Origin of the sequence: Rufibacter sediminis (assembly GCF_014269285.1) — a bacterium.
GTDB classification, from domain to species: Bacteria; Bacteroidota; Bacteroidia; order Cytophagales; family Hymenobacteraceae; genus Nibribacter; species Nibribacter sediminis.
This window is the reverse complement of record NZ_JACOAF010000017.1, coordinates 1-23,221: the sequence shown is the minus strand read 5'-3', so window position 1 is coordinate 23,221 and position 23,221 is coordinate 1. Positions and strand designations below refer to the sequence as shown.

Here is a 23,221-nt window from a genome sequence, read left to right as displayed (position 1 = left end):
CGCAAGCCCCGTTCCTTTTTAAGGCTGTCGGTGGGCTCTTTCTCCTGCGGTCTATTTTGGGCCCCTTTTCCTGAAAACAGGCCCAAAACCGGACGGCAGGTGTTACCTTGCAGACAAGTAGCAAGACAAACAAAATCGCTACTCGGTCCTCCTGCAAGGCTCTTACGGGCAAACTGGAAAGGCGGGAAAGAAGCGTTCCTATTCGTCATTCACCAAGTCTTTTCAGAAGATCAATTATGCGAGAAGAGGTTCTGTTTCTTTCTGTCTGGTTACTTCATAATCAACACCTTGTTTTCGGGCCGATTTCTGGAAAACGGCCCCAGAACGTATTCACTTTACTTACTCTTACCCATGCGTAAACTTTTGCTGTTTCTACTGGTCTGGACGATGGCACCCTTGCTGCACGCCCAAACCCTTTTATCGCCGGACAAGAACTTCACTTTCAAATTCGAACTGAAGGAGAAAGGTATTCCGTCTTACCAACTCACCTACAAGAAAAAAGCGGTCATCAAACCCAGCACGCTGGGCATTGAAACCAAAGACGTGCCTTCGTTCCTGGACGGCTTCACGGTGACCAAAACCGAAGTACAATCGGTGAATGACACGTGGGAGCCGGTGCTGGGCGAGCAGAAAACCATCCGGAATCACTACAATGAGCTGCTGGTGACTTTGACCCAGAAAGCGCAGAAAGACCGCGTGATCCGCTTGCGGTTTAGGTTGTTCAACGACGGGCTGGGTTTCCGCTACGAGTTCCCCAAACAGAAAGAGCTAAATTACTTCGTGATCAAGGAAGAACACACGCAGTTCAATCTGGCCGGCGACCACAAGATCTTCTGGATTCCGGGCGATTATGACACGAACGAGTATCCGTACATGACCTCCAAAATATCGGAGATTCCCGGTTTGCAGAAGAAGGCCACGGTGCAGATTACGGCGCAGCACCCCATTTCTGCTCCCTCGGTGCAGACGCCTTCCATGATGAAATCGCCGGACGGTCTGTATATCAACATCCACGAGGCAGCGCTCATTAACTACCCGGCCATGGACCTGGAAGTGGATGCCAAAACCCTCCGGATGAAATCGCATTTGGTGCCCGATGCCGTGGGCAACAAAGGCTATCTGCAAACCGATGCGCAGACGCCCTGGCGCACCATCATCGTGAGCGACAAAGCCACCGACATCCTGGCCTCCAAGCTGATTCTGAACCTGAACGAGCCCACCAAGTACCAAGACGTTTCCTGGATCAAGCCCGTGAAATACATTGGCGTGTGGTGGGAGTACTTTGTGGCTGGCAAAAGCACCTGGGCCTACGGCACCGAGAACAACGTGAAACTGGACCAGGATTTCAGCAAGCTCACGCCCAACAACCGCCACGGCGCTACCACCCAGAACGTGAAAAAACACATTGACTTCGCCGCCGAGCACGGGTTTGACGCCGTTCTGGTGGAGGGTTGGAACATTGGTTGGGAAGACTGGATTGGCAACTGGAAAGAAAACGTCTTCGATTTCACTACGCCTTACCCCGATTTTGACGTGAAGGAACTGCAGAAGTACGCCGCGTCTAAGAAGGTGAAGATCATGATGCACCATGAGACCTCGGCCTCGGCGACTAACTATGAGCGCCGCCTGCACCCTGCCTTCCAGTTTATGGTGGACCATGGCTACAACGCCGTGAAAACCGGTTACGTGGGCCAGATCATTCCGCGCGGCGAGCACCACGACGGCCAGTGGATGGTGAACCACTACATTCACGTGGCCAACACTGCCGCCGATTACAAGATCATGGTCAACAGCCACGAGGCCGTGCGCCCCACCGGCCTGCACCGCACCTATCCCAACTGGATCGCGCAGGAATCGGCGCGCGGAACGGAGTTTGAGGCGATGGGCGGCCTGGCCCCGGAGCACAGCACCATTCTGCCGTTCACCCGCATGATGGGCGGTCCCATGGACTACACGCCCGGCATCTTCCAGACCGATCTTTCTTACTACGGCACCGGCCACGGCAACCGCGTGAACACCACCTTGGTGAAGCAACTGGCCTATTACGTAACCATGTACAGCCCCCTGCAAATGGCCGCCGATTTACCCGAGAACTACCTCCGTTTCCCCGATGCGTTCCAGTTCATCAAAGACGTAGCCGTTGATTGGGACGACACCTACGTGCTGGAAGCCGAGCCCGGCGACTACGTGACCACCGCCCGCAAAGCCAAAGGCAAAAATGAATGGTTTGTGGGCGGCGTGACTGACGAAAATCCGCGCACCGCCACCGTGAACCTCTCCTTCCTGCCCAAAGGCAAGCAGTACATCGCCACCATCTACGCCGATGGCCCTGATGCCAGTTATGACAAAAAGCCGCAGAGCTACACCGTGAGAAAAGTGGTGGTGACACCTAACAGCGTCATTAAACAGCGTCTAGCCTCCAGCGGTGGCGTGGCCATCAGCATCAAAGAAGGCAGCAAGAAAGACGTGAAAGACCTGCCTAAGCTGTAGAATTCCTGAACTGCCGCAGGCTGGTTTATCTATCCTTTTTTAAAAATACCCCGGAAAAGCCCCGCTGAAAATTTCAGCTGGGCTTTTTCATGCTCTAAATCGAAGGGTAAGGGGTGGAGCTGATATTTTAAGGTTGGTTTCTGGCCTGAGTGCCCCGCATTGAACTTAGATCGACGGAAAACTTAAACCAGATCTTCTTCTGGATTTTAGGCCTGTTTTCCGGAAAACAGGCCTAAAACGGCCTCGGTTTTTCAGGTTCTCTCCTGCTCCTAGTCAAGTCTCACTAGCGATAATTCAATTTCTGCTTTATACCCAAACACCTCAGTAACTTATTTATAAATTTTGCAATTAAAAGCGAACAATTTAATATTATTACAATATCTATTCATCCATCCACTTACCTATTCCCCCTATGCGTAAACATCTACTTACTGTCTTACTGCTTTGCCTGCTCCACGTGGGCGTACAAGCCCAAGCTCCCAAACGGGAATTCAGGGGTGCCTGGATTGCCACCTATGCCAACATTGACTGGCCCAACCGCTCCCAAACTCCGGCCCAGCAACAGGCGGCGCTTATCAGCATCCTCAATCACCACCAGGCCACCGGCATCAACGCTATCTTTCTGCAGGTCAGAAGCCAGAGCGATGCCCTGTATCTGAGCAACCTGGAACCTATCTCTGCGGACCTCAACGGCGTACAGGGCAGACCGTCCTCGCCCGCCTGGGACCCGCTGCGGTTTGCCCTGGAGGAAAGCCATAAGCGCGGCATGGAGCTGCACGCCTGGATTAACCCTTACCGGGCCATCGCGAACGTGAACGGCTTGTCGGCCTTCGCCGAGAACCACGTAGCCAAGCAGCACCCGGACTGGCTCATCGCGTCTGGGACCCTGCGCACCTTAGACCCCGGCCTTCCGCAGGTAAGAGACCACATCTTAACGGTTATCGCCGATATAGTGGAACGCTATGACTTGGACGGCATTCACTTTGACGATTACTTCTACCCCAACGCCGCCTTCAATGACGATGCCACCTATAATGCCTATTCCCGCGGCATCGCTGACCGGGCAGACTGGCGCCGTGATAACGTGAACCTGCTCATCCAGCGCGTGCATGATACTATTGAAGTCCTGAAGCCGTGGGTGAAGTTTGGCGTGTCGCCGTCGGGCATTTACCGCAACAGCACCAACCCGGCCATTGGGACAAATACCAGCGGCCTGCAACACTATGTTTCGCTCTATGCTGATTCCCGGAAGTGGCTTCAGGAAGGCTGGGTAGATTACCTGGCCCCGCAGGTGTACTGGTTTATTGGGCAAGGTGGCGCTAACTATAGTGTCATTGTGCCGTGGTGGAACAACAACGCCTACGGGCGGCACATCTACATTGGTTTGGCGGGCTACAAAGTGAACGACCCGGCGCAAGGCGCTAACTGGGCCAATCCCTCGCAGATTCCCAACCAGGTACGCTTGAACCGCAGCCTGCCCAACGTGTACGGCCAGGCCATCTACAACACCAGCAGCCTGCGCAGCACCACTAAATTAGGGTTCAGAGATTCGCTGCGCACCAACTTCTACGCCAAACCGGCCTTGCTGCCCAACATGCCGTGGCGCGACAACACCCCGCCCCCGGCCCCGGCTGGGTTGGTAGCTTCCCGCTTCTCCCCTGATTCAGTGTCACTCGCCTGGAGCCCCGCTCCCGCTTCGTCCGCCGAAGTTGACAAGGTTGTCCGCTACGTGGTGTATCGCTCAGAAAGCCCCGCCTTTGACATCACCAACGCCGAGCAGCTGCTGGCCATTACGCCCACCGCAACCAACTCCTTCAGAGACAAAGTGCCCGATGCGGCCAAGACCTATTATTACGTAGTCACGGCGGTAGACCGGTTCCATAACGAGAGCGCACCTTCTAACGTGACTGACTACACCGCTCCGGTACTGGCCTGCCTTGCGCCCCAGACCTTGGCCTTATCCGCTTCCTGCGCCGCCCAGGTACCTGATTACACCAGCCTGATTTCAGTGACCGATGACGTTTCCGCAGACTCCGCTATCACCTGGCAGCAGAGTCCGGCGGCGGGCACTCTGGTTTCGGGCGTGGGCACGTTCAGCGTGACCATCACCGCTACCGATGCCTCGGGCAAATCGGCTTCCTGCACTTTTTCGGTGGAAAAACAGGATGTGACCGCCCCAACGTTTATGCTGGCGGTGGCGCAGAACGTATCGCTGCAAAGCAACTGCGAACTGGTAGTGCCTGACTTCATCACGGGCCTCACCGGAACCGACAACTGCGGGCAAATCACCTTCACCCAAAGCCCCGAGGCCGGTACTGTACTCGCATCCGGACACGGCCAGAAACACGTGGTCACCATCACGGCCCAGGACGGCAACGGCAATTTTTCTGAGAGAACCGTGACCCTCAATGCCCTGGACACGACGCCGCCTACGCTGTTTACCCAACACATCACCCGCACCTTACGCAACGGTACCGTGACCATAACGGCCGCCGAGGTGAACAACGGCTCCTATGACAATTGCGCTCTAGACGAGGCCAGCTTCACGTTATCACAGAGCACGTTCACCTGCGCCAACCTGGGCGAGAACACCGTTACCTTCACGGCGATGGATGAAAACGGAAACCAAGCGTCTGTTTCGGCCACCATCACCATTGTAGGCGCCATTCCGGCCCCGGCCATCGCGGTTTCGCGCCAGGACCAAACCTACACGGGGTTACCGGCCAACACCATCGCCTTGGGTTACGGAGCCCAGAGTCTGACGCTCACGGCTACCAACGGCACGTCTGCCCCCGGCCTGACTACCTACACCTGGACCTCGGCCGCTGGCCTGAGCACCACCACGGGCGGCACTACGGTCTTCACGCCATCGGCGGCGGGCACGTATACGTTCACCGTGCAGGCCACCAATGAATACGGCTGCTCAGAAACCACGCAGGTGACGGTAGAAGTCATAGACGTGCGCTGCGGGAACAAAGGCGACAAAGTACAGGTGTGCCACGCCACCGGAAACAATGGAGCCAACGTGCTTTGCATTGCCCCTGCCGCGGTTCCCGCCCATTTGAAAAACGGTGGCTCCTTGGGCACCTGCGGGCTGGCGGCTTCGCAAACGCAGGCGGCCGTGGCCGTAGCACCGGTATTAACCGCTTTCCCTAACCCGTTTGAAGACCAACTGACGGTTAGCTTCACGCTGGACACCCCGGAGCAGAACGTTTCCCTGGAACTGTTCGACCTGTACGGCCAGAAAGTGCAGCACGTGTACACCGGCTCCGTCGAGGCAAACCGCACATACAGCTTCCAATTGGACCCTCACCCCCTCAGCGGCAAGTTCTACTTTGTGCGCCTGGTAACGCCTACCAAAGTGCACACCTTCAAACTGAGCAGAAAATAACTGCTGGTTAATTACCTAAAGCAAAGCGCCCGCTGAGTTTCAGCGGGCGCTTTGCTTTGGAGGATATCGACTCAGGAACTTGGCAGTGGCAATAGATCCGTTTTGGGACTCTTTTTCAGAAAACAGGCCCAAACTACACTTCCGTCAAGGGCTTACTTACAACCCCTGATCATCGGCGCTGGGGCCGTAGCTGCCCGGTATGGGCACGTTGAGCAGTCGCAGGTACACGCCTAGTTGCGCCCGGTGGTGGATGATCTGGCTCATGGTGTTACGCAGCATGTCATACTTAGATCCGGAGAGATACACTATCTCGCCGTTCCGGAGGGTCCACTCTTCCGTCAGGGATTCTTCCTGGGCTTTGGCGAACTCAGCTTTCCCTTCTGCCAGGGTTTGCTCAAAATACGCCAGCAGTTCCTGGGTACTGTTGATCACTTTGGGGCTGTACGGAGCGGTGGCGAAATCCAGTTCCGGGGTGTTCATCACCATGCCAATCCAGGAAGGCAGCTCGGCTACGTGGGTAGCCAGCGCCCGAATGGTCATGCTTTTGGGGTGCGGCTGCCAATCGTATTTGTCATCGGGGATGCGCGACAGCATGTTGCGGGTGGTCTGGCCTTCGGCTTCCAGCTCTTTCTGGAGCACATCAATCACGGACAAGGTTTGTACTTCTGACATTGTTTCTTTTGGTTTAGTGATATCACAAAGAAATACCCACCCACTGACAACCCTATGGCAGCGCACTTTTCAGGTCTGAAAGTTTTTTTAGAATTTTTCTACCGAAGCCGTTTTGGGCCTGTTTTTAGAAAAAGAGCCGCTAAACACAACGCTTAATATGGTACGGGCAAGTGCTGCATGTAGTCATTGATGGCCATGTGATCTGTCTTGAGGAACGGCAGGCCGGTGTTTTTGATGGTGAGGATGCGGGAGACCTTGAAATCGCGGTAGTCCTGGCGGTGATGGCACCAGCCGATGAGGTGCCAGCTGAAGGCGTAGAAGATCAACCCGATGGGCTCCAGCTGGCGCTTGCTCACCTCCTCGTTCTTGTTTTTGTACCCGATCTCCAGAATGGAGGTATTGATGATGGCCTCCTGAATGAGCGCCAGGTACTCGTAATCATTGTTGAAGCAAGCCGGCATCTGCAGCTTGATGTGGTTGTTCAGGAAATCGAGCTTTTCTTTCTGGGTGGTGCGCAACACGGCTTTCACCTTGCTCAGCGCCGAGGCGTAGTGCGTGTGGATGGATTTATCGGTGAACCCGAAGACCATGGCCTCCATGAGCAGCAGCGCGTTGGCCTCCTCAGACGTGAACGAGACGGGCGGAAGAAAATAACCCTGCACCACAAAATAGCCTTTGTGCGGCTCGAAACCCACCGGCACACCCTGCTCGCCCAGCGCCTTCACGTCGCGGTACACGGTGCGCACACTAATGGCAAAGGCCTCAGCGATCTTTTCCGCGGTCACATACTTCTTGGACTGCAGCAAGGTCAGGATACCGAAAAGCCGGTCTACTCGGTTCATACGCGTGGGAATTTTAGGGCAGGACTGCCGCCTGATTTTAGGAAGGACAAGGTAGAAAACCCATCGCTCATCTGCACAAAAAAATCCGTTTGGGGGCCGTTTTTCCGAAAACAGCCCCTAAACGGATTTTCTAACTCTAGCTGGAAGGTTTACTTTTTTGGCAGAATCTTCTTCAGCTTCTTGCCCACAAACGGGGCTACGCGCGTGAATCCCAGGTCTGAGAGGTGGCTGCCATCAATGGTGCCTTCGTGGTCATAGGTCGGGAGGTCTTTGGCGGACAGGTAGTGCAGGTTTTTGTATTTCTCCTGCTTGAGCTGCTCGTAGGCTTTCCTGAATTCCTCGTTCTGGCCGTTATCGAACTTCTTTTTTTCCTGGTCCCAGGGCGTGCTCTCCCTGAAAAAGCTTTCCACCATGAGAATGGGCGTGTGGGGTTTGAGCTCGCGCAGGCGCTTGATGAACGGCACCGCCCGCTCTCTGATCTGCTCCGGCGAGGGGTTGGACACGCAGTCCAGCACGTATACATCGGCGTCCATCTGGCCCAGCACCTCGGCCAAGGCCATCTCCATTTTGCCGCTGCCACTGAAGCCCAGGTTGTAGATATCCAGGTTCAGCTGCCGGCTCAGGATGGCCGGATACGCCATACCGGGGCGGCTGGCCGAGGCCCCCTGCGTAATGCTGGACCCGTAAATCACTACCTTTTGGGTGGGCAGGAACCGGGCATCGGCTTTCTGGAGGGTTGATCCAGCCTCTACGCCCACGTATACTTCCTCGGCGGCGGCGTACAGGGGCAGGTGCACGCGGTAGTGCCGCAGCTGACCATCCAGGTTGCTGAGCACCAGCACATCGTTCTGTTCTTTGGCGGGGCGGGCCGTGGCCGCGTATTGCCATTCTTTGCCGTTCCAGGCGTACAGGTCCAGACCGTTCACCGCCGCGGGCGTCATGTTCCAGAGCGTGTTGTACTTGGCCAGCCGCCACCTCAGCTTAATGGATTTGGAATTGGTCTGGAACGAGACACTGATGCCCGCCGAGTTGGTCGCCAGCCTCGCCACCGCGTTGGGCAGTTTGGGCCGCTCCGCCGCGTCTATGCGGTGGAACCCAGAGTCGCGCACGGTAGCCGATTGGCCCAGTACGCTCAAGTCACGGGCGTTCACGTACGTGTACTTGACCCCGGTGCTGTCCTGCGCCACCGCGTCTGGTCTGCCCAGCAACACACAGGCCATGAACATCAAAAACAAATAGCTGAAACGAAGCATCATGATGATAGAATATGGGTTGATAATTTGATTTCCGCGCATTCCGTCCCCCTTCGAAGGGGGTAGGGGGATGATTACTCGTGCTGAATTTGACGTTCAAGATGGTAGGGGCAATCCCTTTTGGTTGCCCTTTGCTTTGTTGCGAAAACTTTCTTTGCTTGCCCCATACACTATGGCGCGGAAGTTACTTCCGTGCCTTTCTTCTATTTATCCCGTTAGTCACGGAAGTAACTTCCGCACCATAGTGAGAATCTCGGAAAAGATGAATCAGCAAATAAATCATCCCCCTACCCCCTTCCAAGGGGGACGGAATGCGTGTACTACATAGTAGAGGACTGACCTGTACTTTCCTTCCCTAGTCCATCTGGTTTTAAGGCCGATTTCAGAAAAGGAGCCGCTAAACAGGATTAACTCAAAGAAAGCAATCGCCTTCGTGGTTGACTATCAGAATTCTGTTTAGGGGCAGTTTTTCAAAAAAGAGCCCCTAAACGTAGAATGAATTACGGGTCTAAATGGTCCAGCGGGTCTACCTGGCGCGAGGCGGACACGGAGTAATATTCCGTCTCCACGTCAGAGAGTTTCTTCAGCTTCTGGAACGGCGCGTAGCCCAGTTCCTCTTTGGCCTTCTTCTCGAAACGCATAATGTAGCTGCTCTGGCTTTCATCGGTGACAATCAAGATGGGTCTGTCAAGGGGTAGTTGCAGCGTGTAGAGTAGGCGGTTGGTGTTGCGCAGGTTGGTGGTGGTGTGGCGGGCGTGCGGCTCAATGATGACCACCTGCTCGGCTACGCCCAGGCTGTCTACCATATACTTTTTCATTTCCACGGCCTCGTTGTACGGCGTTTTGTTGGGGTGCACGTTACCGCCCGAGACCACGATGAACGGTGCCAGGCCTTTCTGGTACCGCTCCAGCGCCATGCGGCAGCGGCTTTTGGCTTTGTCGTGCAGCACAATACCCTCTTCCTCGGGCCCGAAGCCCGGCACCAGAATCAGGCTGTACTTGAAGTTCTTCCAGTCGGTGGATTTCGCCTGCTGGAAAGGTCCGGCGTTCAGGCCCTGGTGCAGCGGCTCATAGCGTACCGCCTCGTCCCTGCCGTTGATAGCCAAAGCCTCCAGCGAAACCTGTAGCGGAATCTGGAAGAACAGTTGGTCTCCGGAGGTATTGACGGCTTTCTCCAGCGCTTGCCGCACCTGCCGATGAAAGGCGGGATCGGTGAGCTCAAAGCTGATGGCGTCAATTTTGGGGTAGCGCGGTTTCTTGCCTTTGAAATAGACATCAGTGGCGTGGTTCATGGCTTGCGCCGAGTTCTGCCAGGCGCTGCGCAGGAAAGCGGTATCGGGTTGGGGAGCGTACAGCTCGTATTTCCCGCTGGCTTTCAGGGGCTGAACCACGTTTTGGAACCGCTTGCTGCTTTGGAACAGGCGCACCAGCTCATTGCCCACCTGCTGCACCTCGGCAGCGCTCCACTGCACCGAGGAAGCCAGACAAGGCACATCGGAACAGGTTTGCACGGCCTGCTTCACCCGCTGGGCGCGCTGAGAGGCCAACTGCCGAAGGGTTTCGCTTTTCTGGAGTTCGGCTTGGTACGGACTTTCCTGCAACGTGACCAGCAGCGGGTAAATCTTCTGCTGCAACAGGGTTTGGGTGGCGGTCTGGCCCGTGGCCGAAGCCGTGGCCGGTGCTTTGGGAGAGCAGGCGCTCAACAGCGAAAGAATTGCCAAGCCGCCCGCCAGTAAGGGTTTAGGGCTAAGAGAGAGAAAAGGTTTTATCATTTCGGAGGAATATAAACAAATGAAAAGAGGCGCGTTTAGGGGCCGTTTTTCTGAAAATAGCCCCTAAACGCATGTACCCCGGTAGGATTAGGGATTGGATTTCGCGATTTTCTTCTGCGCCACGTACGCCGAATGCAACGACAGGTAACACTCCTTCAGCTCTTTCACGTCTTTATAGGCGCTCTCAAACAGGAACGGACCCTGGTAATTCACCTCGTCCAGCGCCGCCAGAATCTCGGGCCAGTCGTTGCCGCCCTGGCCGGAGCAAGGAAGAAAATGGTTCTCCTTCTCCCCGTGCCCATCGGCTACGTGAATGGATTTCAGCCGTTTGCCCAGCGCCCTGATGAGCCGCTCCGGGTGCTTGATGTGGTTCATGTCCACGGCCGCGTAAATGTTTTTGGGCAGGCGGCCCATGATCTCCAGCGTCTCCTCCACCGACCGGCACAAAGGCCGCTCGCGGTTGGCATCGGCGAGCAATTCGGGACCCAGCATGTTTTCAATGACCATGGTGGCGTTTAGTTCCTGCACCGCCGGCAACAGTTCTCCGCTGGACTTGATCATCTGGGCCTTGCGGGTTTCGCGCTCGTTAAGGCCCAGATAATAGCTGGGGTGGAACAGAATGACTTGGGGCTGCAACGCTTTCGCGTAGGTCAGCACCTGCTGGTGCAGCGCCACCACCGCTTGCCGTTCCTGCTCATTGGCCAGCGAAATGTCAATGGTTTTGCTGTACGGCATGTGGATGGACCAGATCTTGATCCCGGCTTTGTCGGCGGCCTGCTTGGCCTCGGCCACGGCTTTTCGGATCTCGGCCTCCGAAAGCTTGAACTGGCGCTTGTCATCAATGAAGGCCTGGAACGAGGTTTCAATGTAGTCTACCCCCACAGATTTGGCGTAGGCCATGTTCTCTGGCGTGATGTTCTTGAGGGCGATGGAATAGCCCACCTTCCGCGGTTGGGCCGCTTTCTGCTGCGGAGGCTTGGTGGCGCAAGCCCATACCAGCAGGCAGGCACCCAAGAGGAAGCCGGTTACTTCAGAGGATACTTTCATGGTCATTCAGGTAAAGGGTTCCGGAAAAACAACTGGAGAAGGAAACGCTACCTATTCACTAGCAAGATGTTACGCAAGGCTTCTCTTCCTCCCAAGAACTTCCTTACTTCCTTCCTTCCTTCCTTCCTTCCTTTCCCGGAAGGAAGGAAGTTCTTGGTTCTTAAAAGGCTTCTTCCCGTTTAGGAGCCGTTTTTGGAAAAACAGCCCCTAAACGGGAAAAAGGTCTTGATCTTAGAGTTTTCTGATGACGCGCACGCGGTGGTTCTGCACATCGGCTACATACACGTTGCCGTCTTTGTCTACCGCCACATCGGTGGGTTGGCTGAAGCGGGCGCTGGCGCCGGGGCCGTCTGCGTAGCCCGAGGTGGTGCCCGCCATGGTGGTCACTTTGCCCGCCGCCGTGATTTTTCTGATGCGGTGGTTGTTCAGGTCGGCCACGTACATAGTACCGTCTTGGCCCACGGTAACGCCGTAGGGCTGGTTGAACTTGGCGGCTGCGGCATCACCGTCTACGGAGCCCAGGCTCCCTTCACCGGCAATGGTGCTGGCCACGCCCTGCGGCGTGATTTTCCGGATGCGGTGGTTCTGGCGGTCAGCCACCAGCACGTTGCCGTCTTTGTCTACCTCCACGCCCGACGGGTTGTTTACTTTAGACACCGAAGCATCGCCATCGGCGAAGCCGGCGGTCCCATTCCCGGCAATGGTAGACACTGTTCCGTCTGGCGTGATCTTTCTAATGCGGTGGTTCAGGTTATCGGCTACGTAGAGGTTGCCCGCCTGGTCCACGGCCACGTCAAGGGGCTGGTTGAATTGGGCGGTGGCGGCTGGGCCATCGGCGAAGCCGGAAGCTCCGGTTCCAGCCACGGTGCTCACCACTCCGGCAGGCGTGATCTTCCTGATTTTGTGATTGTCCCGCTCGGCGATGTAAATGTTGCCCTGCGCGTCTACCGCCGATTTCCAGGGGTAATTCAATTTGGCCGTGGCCACGGGTCCGTCTACGTTACCGGCGGTGCCTCCGAAGCCTACCAACGTACTCACCAAACCAGCCGGGGTCACAATTCTGAGGGCGTTGTTGCCGCGGTCCGTCACGATGAGGTTGCCCTGGGCATCAAACGCCACACCCTCGGGGTTGCGGAACTGGGCCACATCCGGGGTTCCGTCCTTCAACCCAATGATTCCCTCGCCGGCAAAGGTGCTCACCAGGAATTCCTCGGGGGCCTCGGCGTAGGTGAAAGTGGGGCCTTGCAGTTCGCGGTTGTTCACGGTCACGGTCACATTGCCGGAGCTGCCGTTCTCGGGCACCACCACCTGTAGTTGGCCCTCAGAGGCCTCAATGACCACGGCAGTCTGTCCGTTGAACTTGACCACGTTATTCTCCCGCACCGGGCCGAAGTTGCGACCCAGAATGGTGACAATACTGGAAGGCGTGCCGCTGGCGGGATTGATGGACACCAACGCCGGTTCTGTGGAAACACCGGCGGCGTCATCGTCTTCTTGGCAGGCAGCCAAGCACAGGACCGCCATCAGGAAAAACAGGTACTTATTTATCTTTTGGAACATAAGGTTATCAGTTGGAAAAATGAAAGGAGAAAGAAAGCACCACGGCCTGTGCCGTAGCACCCGCCCGTCTGTTTAGGGGCTCTTTTGGGAAAAACGGCCCCTAAACGGACACGCTGCTTCTGCTGTTTCTGCCCAGCGGAGAAACCGTTACGGCACGTTGGCCACCACCGCCCACCCGTTGGCTACGGCGCGCGGCAAGCGGTCTGAAGACCAGTTGCGCATGTGCCACACATCGGCCAGCGGGTGCTTGATCATGAAGGTGGAAGAGCCGCCGCCGTCCAGGTTGAGGGCCTCGCGCGCACCCAGAGCGCTTAAGAACGTGGCCAGTTTCTCCAGCGTGATGCCGTTGGAATAGTCGAACCGGCGGCCGTCTACCACCACAAAGTACACCACCTTGTCCTGGGTGATGCCCACGGCGGTTCTGGGTTCAATGGACACATCGGTCTGGCTCACGCGCTGATTGTCTCTGATGAGGCGGTGGTACCCGCCCAGAGCGTGCTGGATGTTGTCTTTGCGCTGCTCGTAGTCGTTGGCATCGCCAATGAAGGGGTTGCCCTGCTTGTCTACCCCAAAGTACCCGCGGCCACCGGCCTGAATGGCGGTTTTCACGGCTTTGCCGTTGAGGTAGACCAAGCTGCGGGGCTCCCCGGTGCTGGTGTTGAAGAAGTCTGAGTTCACGGCGGCCATCACGCGCTGCCCCGGCTTGTCAATGTACTTAAGCATGTCTGGGATGGTCTGCATGGCAAAACCGGTGCCGCCAAAAGGCGTGGCCGGGTACAGCGACAGGCCGGGCTGCTTCAGGTCAACTTTGAGCACGAAGGCGTGCATGGTGTAGCCTTCCATGCTCAGGTAATGGATGTCGGTTTCTTCCACGCCGGGGTGCACCTGGAACGTGGTGTCTGAGAACACCCGGCTAATGAGCGAGGTATTGTCCACCAGCATCTTCGCCACCGGGGTAGTGGGGCTGAAATCTACTGCGGGCGCCTCGTCGTCGTCCTCGCAACCGCTGAAGGCAAACAAGCTGCTCACCGCGCAAAGGGCAATGATATATCGTTTAATAGGGAGTAACATATCCTAAGAGGTTAAGAGATGGGAAGAATTAATAGTTGGGATTCTGTTCCAGCTGATCGTTCAGGATGATCTCGCTCTCCGGCAACGGCAGTTTCTGGCGGTGCGGCTCAATGCCCAGCGTAGAGACAGCTTTGCCGGTTCTCACCAGATCATACCAGCGGAAGCCTTCGGCGAGCAGTTCCCGGCGTCTTTCCAGCAAAACGGCATCTAAATAGGACTCTTCGCTGCTGGGGCTCAATGCCGCCAGACCACGGGCCTGCCGCAGTTCGTTGAGGCGGTTCAAACCAGCCATTCCCTGCGCCTCGGCGCTGATGAGGTACATCTCCGCCAGACGGGTGACAATGAACGGATCGGTGCCGGACTGGCCGCTGGGGTATTTGTTGATCACGTTCAGGCCCTGCACCACGTCTATGGAAATGGGCTTCCGTTTGTCATTGGCTTCAAACAAGTTCTGCATCACGTCATCGGTGGGTTTGTAGACGTAGGAGCCCTTCACTGTGTGGGAGTAAGTATAGAACAAGGTGCTGAGCGTGATGCTGGACTCCTCGGTGAGGTTCTCAAAGGCGAAAATGACCTCGGTGTTCTGCTGCTTCCGGAAGATCTTCTCAAAAACATCCAGTTTATAGCGGCCAGAGGTGATGAGGCCTTCGGCCAGGGCCGCGGCTTCCTGCGTTTTGCCCCGGGCCAGTTTCACCCGGGCCATGAGCGCCTGCACCGCGTCTTTGTTCACGTAGTAATACCGGTTCACTACGTAGTCTGGGGCATCTGGCAAGGCGGCTTCCAGTTCTCTTTCAATGAAGTTCCAGACTTCCTCCTCGCTGTTGCGCGACACTTTCTCATTGGTGTTCTGCTCCAGCAGGGGCACCCCGCCCCAGCGGGTCACCAGATTGTAGTACAGGTACGCCCTGAAGAAGTGGGCCGTGCCGTTTATCTCTCTTTTCTTCTGGGTATCTGAGAACGGCGCAATGGAGGCCAGCACGTTGTTTACCTGGTACAGCGCCCGGTAATAGCCGTCCCAAGCGTTGCCTATGAGCGAGTATTCTGGCCGAAGAAAGTTGTTGATGAACGCCAGCTGATTTCCGCCGGAGGGGTTCATCAATTCCCCGCCAATGAGGTCATAGAAGATGTAGGACTCGCGGCCCGGCGAATTCTGCACCGAGTTGTACATGCCGTACAGCAAGGCGTCCATGTCTTTCTCAGAGGTGTTGTTTGGCGACACCGAGGAGTGCGGATAGAAATCCAGTTGGTCATTACAGGCCGGCAGGGCCAGCAGACTCGCAAAAAATAAAGTATATCTAAGCCTTAGCATATGTCTGATGGTTAAGCGTGGTTAAAAACGGAGGTTCACTCCTACATTCACGGTTCTCAACTGCGGCAGAATCAGGTTGTCTTCGCCCATGAACTGTGGGTCAAAGTTGCTGGTCACCTCGGGGTCCATACCGGAGTAATTGGTCCACAGGAACAGGTTGTCGGCTTGGGCATACACCCGCACGCGGCTCAGCTTGATTTTGGAGGTAAAGCTGGTTGGCAGCGTGTACCCTAAAATCACGGAACGCAGGCGCAGGAAAGAGCCGTCTTCCAGGAAACGGGTGGAGTTTTGGGTGTTCCAGCCAGTACCGTAGATGGCGCGCGGCGTGGTGTTGCTGGTACCCGGACCAGTCCAGCGCTCCTTAGCCACCTCTTCCCGTATCCCGAAGAAGTTGTTGGCCAGACGCTCCACCGTGATGCGGCCCGAGAAGTACACATCAGCGCCTTGGCTGTAGTTGAGGAACACGCTCAGGTCAAAGTTCTTGTACTGGAAGGTGTTGTTCCAGCCGCCGAAGAAGTTGGGGTTAGACGTGCCCACAATCTGGCGGTCATCAGCGTTGATGAGGCCATCGTTGTTTATGTCATCGTACTTCACGTCACCGGCCCGGATGCCTTGTTTGAAGAAGGCCTCTGGAATTTCCTCGTTGGTCTGGTAGATGCCCAGCATCTTGTACAGGCAGAAGCTCCCTACCTCTTCTCCTACTTTGAGGGTACGGTTCGCGCCAATGAGCAAGGCTTCATCGCCTAGGAGCGAGGTCAGTTTGTTTTTGATGAAGGAGATGTTGAAGTCCGAGCTCCAGGTCAGCTCCCCGAAGGCCTGGTTGGTGCCCACCATGAATTCCCAGCCCCAGTTGCGCATTGAGCCAATGTTGCTGGTGATGCTGGTGAACCCGGAGGTAGCCTGCGTAGGGCGGCTGTACAACAGGTTGTTCGTGTTCTTCACGAAGTAATCGGCGGTGAGGGTGTATTTGCCGCGCTGGAAGCCCATATCTACTCCCACGTCAAATTGGTCGGCGCTTTCCCAGGTAAGGTCGCGGTTGCCGTTGGTGCTCACGCCAATGCCGCTCTGGTACCCGTAGTTACGCCCGCCGCTCATCTGTGCCTGATAGGCATAGGAACTGATGCCGTCCTGGTTACCGGTAGAACCGTAGCTGGCGCGCAGTTTCAGGTCCATCAGCTCCACGGGGAAGAACTCTTCTCTGGAGATGTGCCAACCGGCAGAAACCGACGGGAAATACCCGAACCGGTTCTCTGGGGCGAATTTAGAAGAACCATCTGCCCTGAAGGTGAGACTAAGGAGGTACTTGTCTTTGTAGGAGAAACTGGTTCTGCCAAAGTAAGAAGCCAGTGCACTCTCAGTCAGGCTAGTGCCTGCTTCGGTAATCTCGGCGGCCACCGACAGCACGTCAAAAGAGGTGGAAGGGAACCCACGTCCGTCAATGTTGATCCCGGAGTTGGAGGTCTTCTGGTAAGACTGACCGGCCAGCGCCGAGAAAGAAAGCTCCCCGAACTGCTTGTTGTAGCTCAGGGTGTTTTCCACCAGCAGGTTGGAGATCATGCGCCGGCTGTCAATGAGACGGCCCACGCCAGTCCCGTACGGGTGGTCTTCATTGTAGTACACCTTGTCTACGGTATAGATCTGGTCCAGACCCAAAGACGTTTTAAAATCAAGGCCTTTGGCTAAGTTGAGGTTGGCGAAGAACGTACCCAGGTAGCGGTAGTTCTCTATGTCAGCGTCTTCCTCGTTCAGGATGTGCAGCGGGTTGTGGTACAGCAGATCCTCGGTTCCGCCCACGTAATACTCGCCGTTGGGTTTATACGGGCGGTCAAACGGACGCTGCGGAATACTGCGCGCCATGACGGTAGCCCCGGAGTTGGAGCCCGGCACGCGGGAGTTGTGGGTGTAGCTCAGGTTGGAGTTGGTTCCTACTTCCAGCCAGTTAAACAGTTTGTGACTAAGGTTAACCTTACCCGTGTACTTCTTGAATTCGCTGCTGATGATGGTTCCTTCCTGGTCCAGGTAATTACCGGAGACAAACACCTTGGTTTTTTCGGTGCCCCCGGAGAAAGAGAGGTTGTAGCTGGAGGTTCTGGCAGTGCGGGTCACCAGGTCAAACCAGTCGGTGTCGGGCATACCAGGGTACGGATTCTCCTTGCGCAGCATGTAGTTGGCATCGCCTAGCTTGTAGCCAAACTGCTGGTTGTAGTTGTCAATGCCTTCGTTGATCACCTCCAGGTACAGGTCAGAACCCGCCATTTTCATCTTGTGGCGGTTAGGCACGTCCTGTATGCCGGTGTAGTAGTCAAAGTTGAGGTTGGACTTGCCTTGCTTCCCAGATTTGGTAGTGATGATGATCACGCCGTTGGTGGCTCGGGAACCGTAGATGGCCGAGGAAGCCGCGTCTTTCAGTACTTCAATGGACTCAATGTCATTGGGGTTGAGCTGGGAAAGCGGGTTCATGTTCTCGCCCAGGTTGAACAGGGCGGCGTTGTGCGGCACTACCGGAATTCCGTCAATCACGTACAGGGGCTCGTTGCTGGCGCTCAATGACCCGATTCCCCGGATGCTCACGCGGGTAGAGGAACCCGGACTACCCGAACCGGAAGAAACGTTCACACCGGGCATGCGGCCTTGGATCAACTGGTCAGGTCCCAGAACCGGTCGTGAATTCTGCTCATCAGGCTTGAACGAGCTGATGGCGCTGGTCACGTCTTCGCGCTCCTGCTGGCCGTAGCCTACCACCACTACTTCTTTCAGGGCCTGGTTGTCTTCCTGTAACTGAATGTTCAGATCAGAGGGGCCGTTGAACGCAACTTCCTTGGTCTGGAAACCGATAAAGGTGAACACCAACGTTCCAGTGCCTTCGGGCACCTGCAAGGAGAAACTACCGTCTCCCGCCGAGGCCGTAGCCACGGTAGTGCCTTTGAGGTTGATGGTGACGCCCGGCATGCCTTCGCCTTTGGCATCCACTACTTTTCCTTTAATGGTGGTGGGTGGAACCGCTACCGTCGCTTCGGCTACCGGTTTCCGCTTCACCACCACCGTTTTCTGATTTACGGTATAGGTAAGCGGCTGCCCTTCAAAACACTGCTCCAGCGCCTCTATCAAAGAAGCGTTCTTCAGCCGGAGGTTCACGGGCTTGGCTTCTTTGAGCATCTGCACATTGTAGAGGAAGTTGTAGCCGCTTTGCTTTTTCACCTCGTTCAGGGCTTTCTCCAGCGGCACGTTGGTATAGGAGAGATTTATTTGCTGGCTGTAGCCAGCGGCGCTTACCTGCAAAAGTGCGGCAAGCATAAAAATCATGGTAAGTTTCATACCCAAAAGGAGCTTATGTGGTATACAGACCAGAAACCTACTCTTATGAAGAGTATTAATTTTCATACATTTGTTTGTTTGGGTTTAAGAAATAGGTGCACTCACGTCTATTGCCTTTCCAGACCCATTCCATAGCCAGGGGCGTTGCCGCGCCCCTGGTTTCTTTTTTGGGCCCAAGGCGAGTTTCTGTTGGGCTATGGCATCACGGTTAACCTCCTTCCTTTCCGTTTAAAATGAACCGTTTCCGTTAATTCTAGCATGTTGAGCACGTCTGTGATGTCCTCGAAGCGGGAGACGGTGCCCGTAAAACTCTTGTGGTCGATCTCACCCTCATACACCACTTCCACGTCATACCAGCGGGCTATTTTGCGCATGACGCTGCGCAGATCCTCGTCATGAAAAAGGAACTGACCGTTTTTCCAGGCGATGCTTTCCTGGGCATCTACCTGCTCTACTTTCAAGGAACCGGAGGACGTATGTAGCACGGCTTCCTGGTTAGGCTCAATGGTAACCGCTTCGGCAGAATTGCTCACTTTCACGGAGCCTTCCAGCAAGGTGGTGCGCAGTTGCGCTTCGTCTTCATAGGCCATGAGGTTGAAATGGGTGCCCAATACCTCTACCTCCATTCCTCTTGACTTCACTTTGAAAGGCATGGTCTTGTTTTTGGCTACCTCAAAATAGGCTTCGCCCGTTAGCTCCACCACGCGCTCTTTGCCGGCGAAAGCCGCCGGGAAGCGCAGTGAAGAAGCCGCATTAAGCCACACCTTGGAGCCATCAGCCAGGGTGATCTGGTACTGCCCGCCATGGGGAGTGGATAAGGTATTGAGCTGCGTCTGGTCTGCCGTTGGGGCCTGCCCGGAATAGGAAAGCTGGCCATCCAGTTTGATGATCTTGATATTTGCGTGGTGGGACAAGTCTCCGTTTGCGGCTACATCCAGGTCTATCACGGTGCCATCAGCGAGGGTTAGAAAGGCTTTGTCACGGCCAGGCTTCACCTCTGCGAGCGCAGGGGTGGTTTTCTCCGCCACCGCTACCGAAGGCTGCTGACGCTGCCACCAGTAAAAGACACTGCCCGAGGCCAACAGCAGGGTAATGACCGCCGCCACGGCCCAGATGGAGGAGTACTGCCGGCGTTTAGCTGGCTCCTGAAAAGCAGTAGCAGCTTTGAGACGGTTGAAAATTGCGGCTTTTACTTCTTCCTGCGAGCCCATTGCCGCTTCCTCCCAGGGCAAGTCCTGCAGTTCAAACTGATCCTGGTAGTCTTCCAGCAGTTTCCTCTCCTGCGGGGTACAGGTACCGTCTAGGTATTTCTGGTGCAGGATAATGTATTCTTCTCTTGTCATGGGTGATGGCCTTGTACCAGTAGAGAGCCTCAGATCACCCACCACACACACACGTTGCGTCTATTTTTTTACTTTATTTTGAAAACCTGGCCCAAAACGCCACAAGAGGCTTTCTGAAGGCAGTAAAAATCCTTTCTCTGCCCTGGCAAGCAAATCGTGTTTAGGGGCTCTTTTTCAGAAAACAGGCTTAAAGCGGGTATTCCCTTCACCGGCTGACGGCCGCTCCAGAAGGTACCGGGCAAGGTTGCTTACTCTCTCCAGATAAGGTTCGGTGGAATTCCATTCTCAGGTCTGGACATCCGCTAAAATCACTTTCTGGTAGTCCGCAGCACGACAAGAGAAGTAACGTCCTTTATGCTGGACATAGACGCACAGGCTAGATGGATTTGGAATTGCGACAAATGCATTCACTCCGCCTCATATAAGCCCAAATTTTTCAATTAGTGCAAAAACCTTATTAAATTATTTCATTATATTGCTTTTGCTTACAACTGCAAACAACCAGAAACCAAACGTAACCAAACCATAACCTTGACATAACATTGGCCTTATGGTTTTTCCATTTTTTTGTGGTCAGATATTTCTCCCTTCCTGGAAGGGGCCCTGCTTAAGATTCAGTTTACCAAGCTAAACCATCAAACTCCAACATCTATGTATGAAGATCAGCCAGATGTAGCCGTGTGGGAAGCCATTCAGCAGGATGATGTCAAAGCTTTCAACGCCTTGTTTGAACGTTACTGGTCGCGGGTGTTCACCACCGCTTTCTCGCACCTGAAAGACCGGGAAGTCTGCGAGGAGATTGTGCATTCTATTTTCCTGAACATTTGGACCAAGCGCCACCAACTGCAGATCGGGTCTTTCCAGCAGTACCTTACCGCCGCCGCCCGTTACCACGTGTACAAACACCTGAAATCGGCGAAAGTCATTCCGCTGCGATACACAGACCAGGTGGAGCAGTTTGACCGGCAGGCCCAGGGAAATCAAGAAGAAGAAGAGATGCGCGCGCAGGAACTGGAACTTCAGCTAGACACCCATCTGGAGAAACTGCCCCGGCGCTGCCAGGAAATCTTTTACCTGAGCCGGAAAATGCTCCTCCCCAACGAGGACATCGCGTCTCAGCTAGGCATTTCCAAGCGGAGCGTGGAAAACCAGATCACCGTGGCCCAGCGGCACCTGCGGCTTTTCCTGAAGAACACGGCTCTCCTGATTTTATTCCTGGTGTAGATCCGGAGGCATCCGGCAGAAAGATATAGCAAAGCGACATCATCACGTTTTAGGCTTATTTTTCAGGAATAAGCCCTAAAACGCCCCAATCATGTAATTTACTGACCAGCTACCTTGGCCGCCAAGGGGTGCCGGAATGCGATCAGCCCAAACAGCACCGCCATCAGGCCGTACACCAGCGCCAGCGCCCAGATAATGCTGTTTTGCTGACCAGCCTGTAGTCCTTTCAACAGCGCCATCGCTCCGGCAAAAAAGTGCAGCATATTTCCCATCGCCAGCGGGCGGGCATAGATCCCACCAATCAATACTCCTTTCGCCATCCAGTTCAGAATGGCGAAGCCCAGGTATAGCGCGCCTAGAATCTGTACCAGTACTGGCGCCATTCCCGTAGGGTCGGTTCCCAGATACTGCAGGACTTCCTGTGGCAAAAAGGAAGCGATGAGGCCCAAGGCGGCCATCACCAGGGCACTCGCTGACATGATTATTCTTGTGTTCATAGCGCGGACAAGGTATCATTTTTTAAACCGAAAACACAAAAGCAGCGGGGCCGGAAAGAGGTAATTCTTTCCGGACCCGCTGCTTCTTAATTATCGTTTCAGGCTTCGTTTGGTAAAACCAGCCCTGAAACGCGCTAATCTACCAACCGGTGGTTGGCGCGGGTTCTGTACCCCGCAAAGCCGTAGTACACAATGTAGAGGTAGCAGAGCAGGGGCACAATGAACGAGAGCTGCACGTTGCCGGTCACGTCGGCCACGGCGCCTTGCAGCGGCGGCACAATGGCTCCGCCCACAATGGCCATCACCAGCAGCGACGAACCCTGGCTCGTGTGCACGCCCAGCCCCTTGATGGCCAAATCGAAGATGGTGGGGAACATCACGGAGTTGAACAACCCGATGCCGATCACCGCCCACATGGCCACCGCGCCCTGCCCGAAGGTCCCGATCAACAGCAGCACGATCACGGCGGTGGCGTAGAGCCCTACCGTGCGGTTCGGGATGAAACCACCCAGCAGCAAGACCACAAAGTTTGCGGCAATCAGCCCCAGAATGATCAGGGCCTGGTTCAGGTCATAGATGGCGTACACGGCCCCGAACGTCACCGCCGCAATCACGGCCATGATCACGTACTTGAGCGAGTTGTTGCGGAACTGCGCCAGCGCCACCGCCCCGAAGAAGCGCCCGATCATGGCCCCGCCCCAGTAGAAAGACAGAAAGTGCTTGGCCTCTGACTCGTCCAGCCCCGCAATCTGCGGCAGTTTGAAGTAGTTGATGAGCATGCTGCCCACGGCCACCTCACCGCCCACGTACATGAAAATACAGATAATGCCCAGCACCAGGTGCCGGTGCTTCAAGGCCCCCGAGCCAGCCACCACGGTGGTACTGTCGCCGGTGAGGCGGGGCAGGCGGGCCAGTTTGATGATCACCGCAATCACGATCAGGGTGATGGCCAGCCCCACGTACGGCATCTTCACCGAGTCGGCGGTGGCGGCATCGTTGCTCACCTGGTCAAAGATGAGGTACCCCCCGATGATGGGGGCGATGGTGGTCCCGAAGGAGTTCAGCGCCTGCGTCATGTTCATGCGGCTGGACGAGGACTCCGGCGGCCCCAGGATGGAGACGTACGGGTTGGCCGTGATCTGCAGCACCGTGATGCCCGAGGCCAGCACGAACAAGGCCCCCAGGAACAAGCCGTAGGAGTGGGAATCGGCCGCCGGCAGGAACAGGAGGCAGCCCACCGCCGTCACCGCCAGCCCCACAATGATGCCGTTCTTGTAGCCGATCTTCAGGATAGGATCGCCTTTGGTGACGGAGAACACGAAATAGAGAAGCGACACGATGAAGTATGCCCCGAAGAAGGCCGTCTGGATGAGCATCGCCTGCCAGTTCTGCAGCGTGAAAACCTGCTGGAGCTTGGGGATGAGGATGTCGTTCA

At 55.6% G+C, this 23,221-nt stretch carries 15 protein-coding genes; 3 read left to right on the top strand and 12 right to left on the bottom strand.

The window, feature by feature from the left end; all coding sequences use genetic code 11:
- Positions 1-351: 351 nt before the first annotated feature.
- Both H7U12_RS05870 and H7U12_RS05865 read left to right on the top strand, forming a co-directional pair.
- Positions 352-2,490, top strand: a complete 2,139-nt coding sequence (locus H7U12_RS05870; protein WP_186634418.1) for a glycoside hydrolase family 97 protein — start codon at positions 352-354, stop codon at positions 2,488-2,490.
- 412 nt (positions 2,491-2,902) lie between these two features.
- A complete protein-coding gene (locus H7U12_RS05865; RefSeq protein ID WP_186634417.1) occupies positions 2,903-5,881 on the top strand; it encodes a family 10 glycosylhydrolase in 2,979 nt (992 codons plus the stop codon).
- 156 nt (positions 5,882-6,037) lie between these two features.
- Here the strand turns inward: H7U12_RS05865 and H7U12_RS05860 are convergent, their stop codons facing one another.
- The 10 genes from H7U12_RS05860 to H7U12_RS05815 all read right to left on the bottom strand — a co-directional run bounded on the left by H7U12_RS05860 (position 6,038) and on the right by H7U12_RS05815 (position 20,065).
- Positions 6,038-6,553 carry a DinB family protein gene (locus H7U12_RS05860; protein WP_317170749.1) on the bottom strand — a complete coding sequence of 172 codons (516 nt, stop codon included), beginning with the start codon at positions 6,551-6,553 and terminating at the stop codon, positions 6,038-6,040.
- A 152-nt stretch (positions 6,554-6,705) separates the two neighbouring features.
- The gene (locus H7U12_RS05855; RefSeq protein WP_186634414.1) at positions 6,706-7,395 is read right to left on the bottom strand and encodes a helix-turn-helix transcriptional regulator; all 690 of its coding nucleotides are present in this window, start codon (positions 7,393-7,395) and stop codon (positions 6,706-6,708) included.
- A gap of 149 nt (positions 7,396-7,544) precedes the next feature.
- Positions 7,545-8,651 (bottom strand): SGNH/GDSL hydrolase family protein, encoded by a 1,107-nt coding sequence (locus tag H7U12_RS05850; protein ID WP_186634411.1) that lies wholly within the window; start codon positions 8,649-8,651, stop codon positions 7,545-7,547.
- Positions 8,652-9,148: 497 nt separating this feature from the next.
- Entirely contained in the window at positions 9,149-10,420 is a 1,272-nt protein-coding gene (locus tag H7U12_RS05845; RefSeq protein WP_206683882.1) for a YdcF family protein, read from the bottom strand.
- 87 nt (positions 10,421-10,507) lie between these two features.
- Entirely contained in the window at positions 10,508-11,467 is a 960-nt protein-coding gene (locus H7U12_RS05840; RefSeq protein WP_186634405.1) for a sugar phosphate isomerase/epimerase family protein, read from the bottom strand.
- A gap of 231 nt (positions 11,468-11,698) precedes the next feature.
- Positions 11,699-13,027 (bottom strand): IPT/TIG domain-containing protein, encoded by a 1,329-nt coding sequence (locus tag H7U12_RS05835; protein ID WP_186634402.1) that lies wholly within the window; start codon positions 13,025-13,027, stop codon positions 11,699-11,701.
- Between the two features lie 147 nt (positions 13,028-13,174).
- Positions 13,175-14,098 (bottom strand): phosphodiester glycosidase family protein, encoded by a 924-nt coding sequence (locus tag H7U12_RS05830; protein ID WP_186634381.1) that lies wholly within the window; start codon positions 14,096-14,098, stop codon positions 13,175-13,177.
- Positions 14,099-14,126: 28 nt separating this feature from the next.
- Positions 14,127-15,407, bottom strand: a complete 1,281-nt coding sequence (locus H7U12_RS05825) for a RagB/SusD family nutrient uptake outer membrane protein (protein WP_186634378.1) — start codon at positions 15,405-15,407, stop codon at positions 14,127-14,129.
- Positions 15,408-15,428: 21 nt separating this feature from the next.
- The gene (locus H7U12_RS05820; protein WP_241749175.1) at positions 15,429-18,701 is read right to left on the bottom strand and encodes a TonB-dependent receptor; all 3,273 of its coding nucleotides are present in this window, start codon (positions 18,699-18,701) and stop codon (positions 15,429-15,431) included.
- Between the two features lie 215 nt (positions 18,702-18,916).
- On the bottom strand, positions 18,917-20,065 hold the full coding sequence (locus H7U12_RS05815) for a FecR family protein (RefSeq protein ID WP_186634374.1): 1,149 nt from the start codon (positions 20,063-20,065) through the stop codon (positions 18,917-18,919).
- A gap of 651 nt (positions 20,066-20,716) precedes the next feature.
- Between H7U12_RS05815 and H7U12_RS05810 the strand changes: the two genes are divergently transcribed.
- A complete protein-coding gene (locus tag H7U12_RS05810) occupies positions 20,717-21,289 on the top strand; it encodes a sigma-70 family RNA polymerase sigma factor (protein WP_186634372.1) in 573 nt (190 codons plus the stop codon).
- Between the two features lie 98 nt (positions 21,290-21,387).
- On the opposite strand, the gene H7U12_RS05805 is transcribed toward H7U12_RS05810, so the two are convergent.
- Both H7U12_RS05805 and H7U12_RS05800 read right to left on the bottom strand, forming a co-directional pair.
- Complete coding sequence (locus H7U12_RS05805) at positions 21,388-21,786, bottom strand: hypothetical protein (RefSeq protein WP_186634370.1); 399 nt, start codon at positions 21,784-21,786, stop codon at positions 21,388-21,390.
- Positions 21,787-21,920: 134 nt separating this feature from the next.
- Positions 21,921-23,221 (bottom strand): sugar MFS transporter (locus tag H7U12_RS05800; protein ID WP_186634367.1); only part of this gene is annotated, 1,301 nt, incomplete at its 5' end.

Bases quoted from the DNA above. Each gene is read 5' to 3' on its own strand.
- H7U12_RS05835 (WP_186634402.1), bottom strand. From the start codon at position 13,027: ATGTTCCAAAAGATAAATAAGTACCTGTTTTTCCTGATGGCGGTCCTG.
- H7U12_RS05840 (WP_186634405.1), bottom strand. From the start codon at position 11,467: ATGAAAGTATCCTCTGAAGTAACCGGCTTCCTCTTGGGTGCCTGCCTG.
- H7U12_RS05855 (WP_186634414.1), bottom strand. From the start codon at position 7,395: ATGAACCGAGTAGACCGGCTTTTCGGTATCCTGACCTTGCTGCAGTCC.
- H7U12_RS05820 (WP_241749175.1), bottom strand. From the start codon at position 18,701: ATGCTTGCCGCACTTTTGCAGGTAAGCGCCGCTGGCTACAGCCAGCAA.
- H7U12_RS05845 (WP_206683882.1), bottom strand. From the start codon at position 10,420: ATGATAAAACCTTTTCTCTCTCTTAGCCCTAAACCCTTACTGGCGGGC.
- H7U12_RS05825 (WP_186634378.1), bottom strand. From the start codon at position 15,407: ATGCTAAGGCTTAGATATACTTTATTTTTTGCGAGTCTGCTGGCCCTG.
- H7U12_RS05850 (WP_186634411.1), bottom strand. From the start codon at position 8,651: ATGATGCTTCGTTTCAGCTATTTGTTTTTGATGTTCATGGCCTGTGTG.
- H7U12_RS05815 (WP_186634374.1), bottom strand. From the start codon at position 20,065: ATGACAAGAGAAGAATACATTATCCTGCACCAGAAATACCTAGACGGT.
- H7U12_RS05860 (WP_317170749.1), bottom strand. From the start codon at position 6,553: ATGTCAGAAGTACAAACCTTGTCCGTGATTGATGTGCTCCAGAAAGAG.
- H7U12_RS05870 (WP_186634418.1), top strand. From the start codon at position 352: ATGCGTAAACTTTTGCTGTTTCTACTGGTCTGGACGATGGCACCCTTG.
- H7U12_RS05805 (WP_186634370.1), bottom strand. From the start codon at position 21,786: ATGAACACAAGAATAATCATGTCAGCGAGTGCCCTGGTGATGGCCGCC.
- H7U12_RS05810 (WP_186634372.1), top strand. From the start codon at position 20,717: ATGTATGAAGATCAGCCAGATGTAGCCGTGTGGGAAGCCATTCAGCAG.
- H7U12_RS05865 (WP_186634417.1), top strand. From the start codon at position 2,903: ATGCGTAAACATCTACTTACTGTCTTACTGCTTTGCCTGCTCCACGTG.
- H7U12_RS05830 (WP_186634381.1), bottom strand. From the start codon at position 14,098: ATGTTACTCCCTATTAAACGATATATCATTGCCCTTTGCGCGGTGAGC.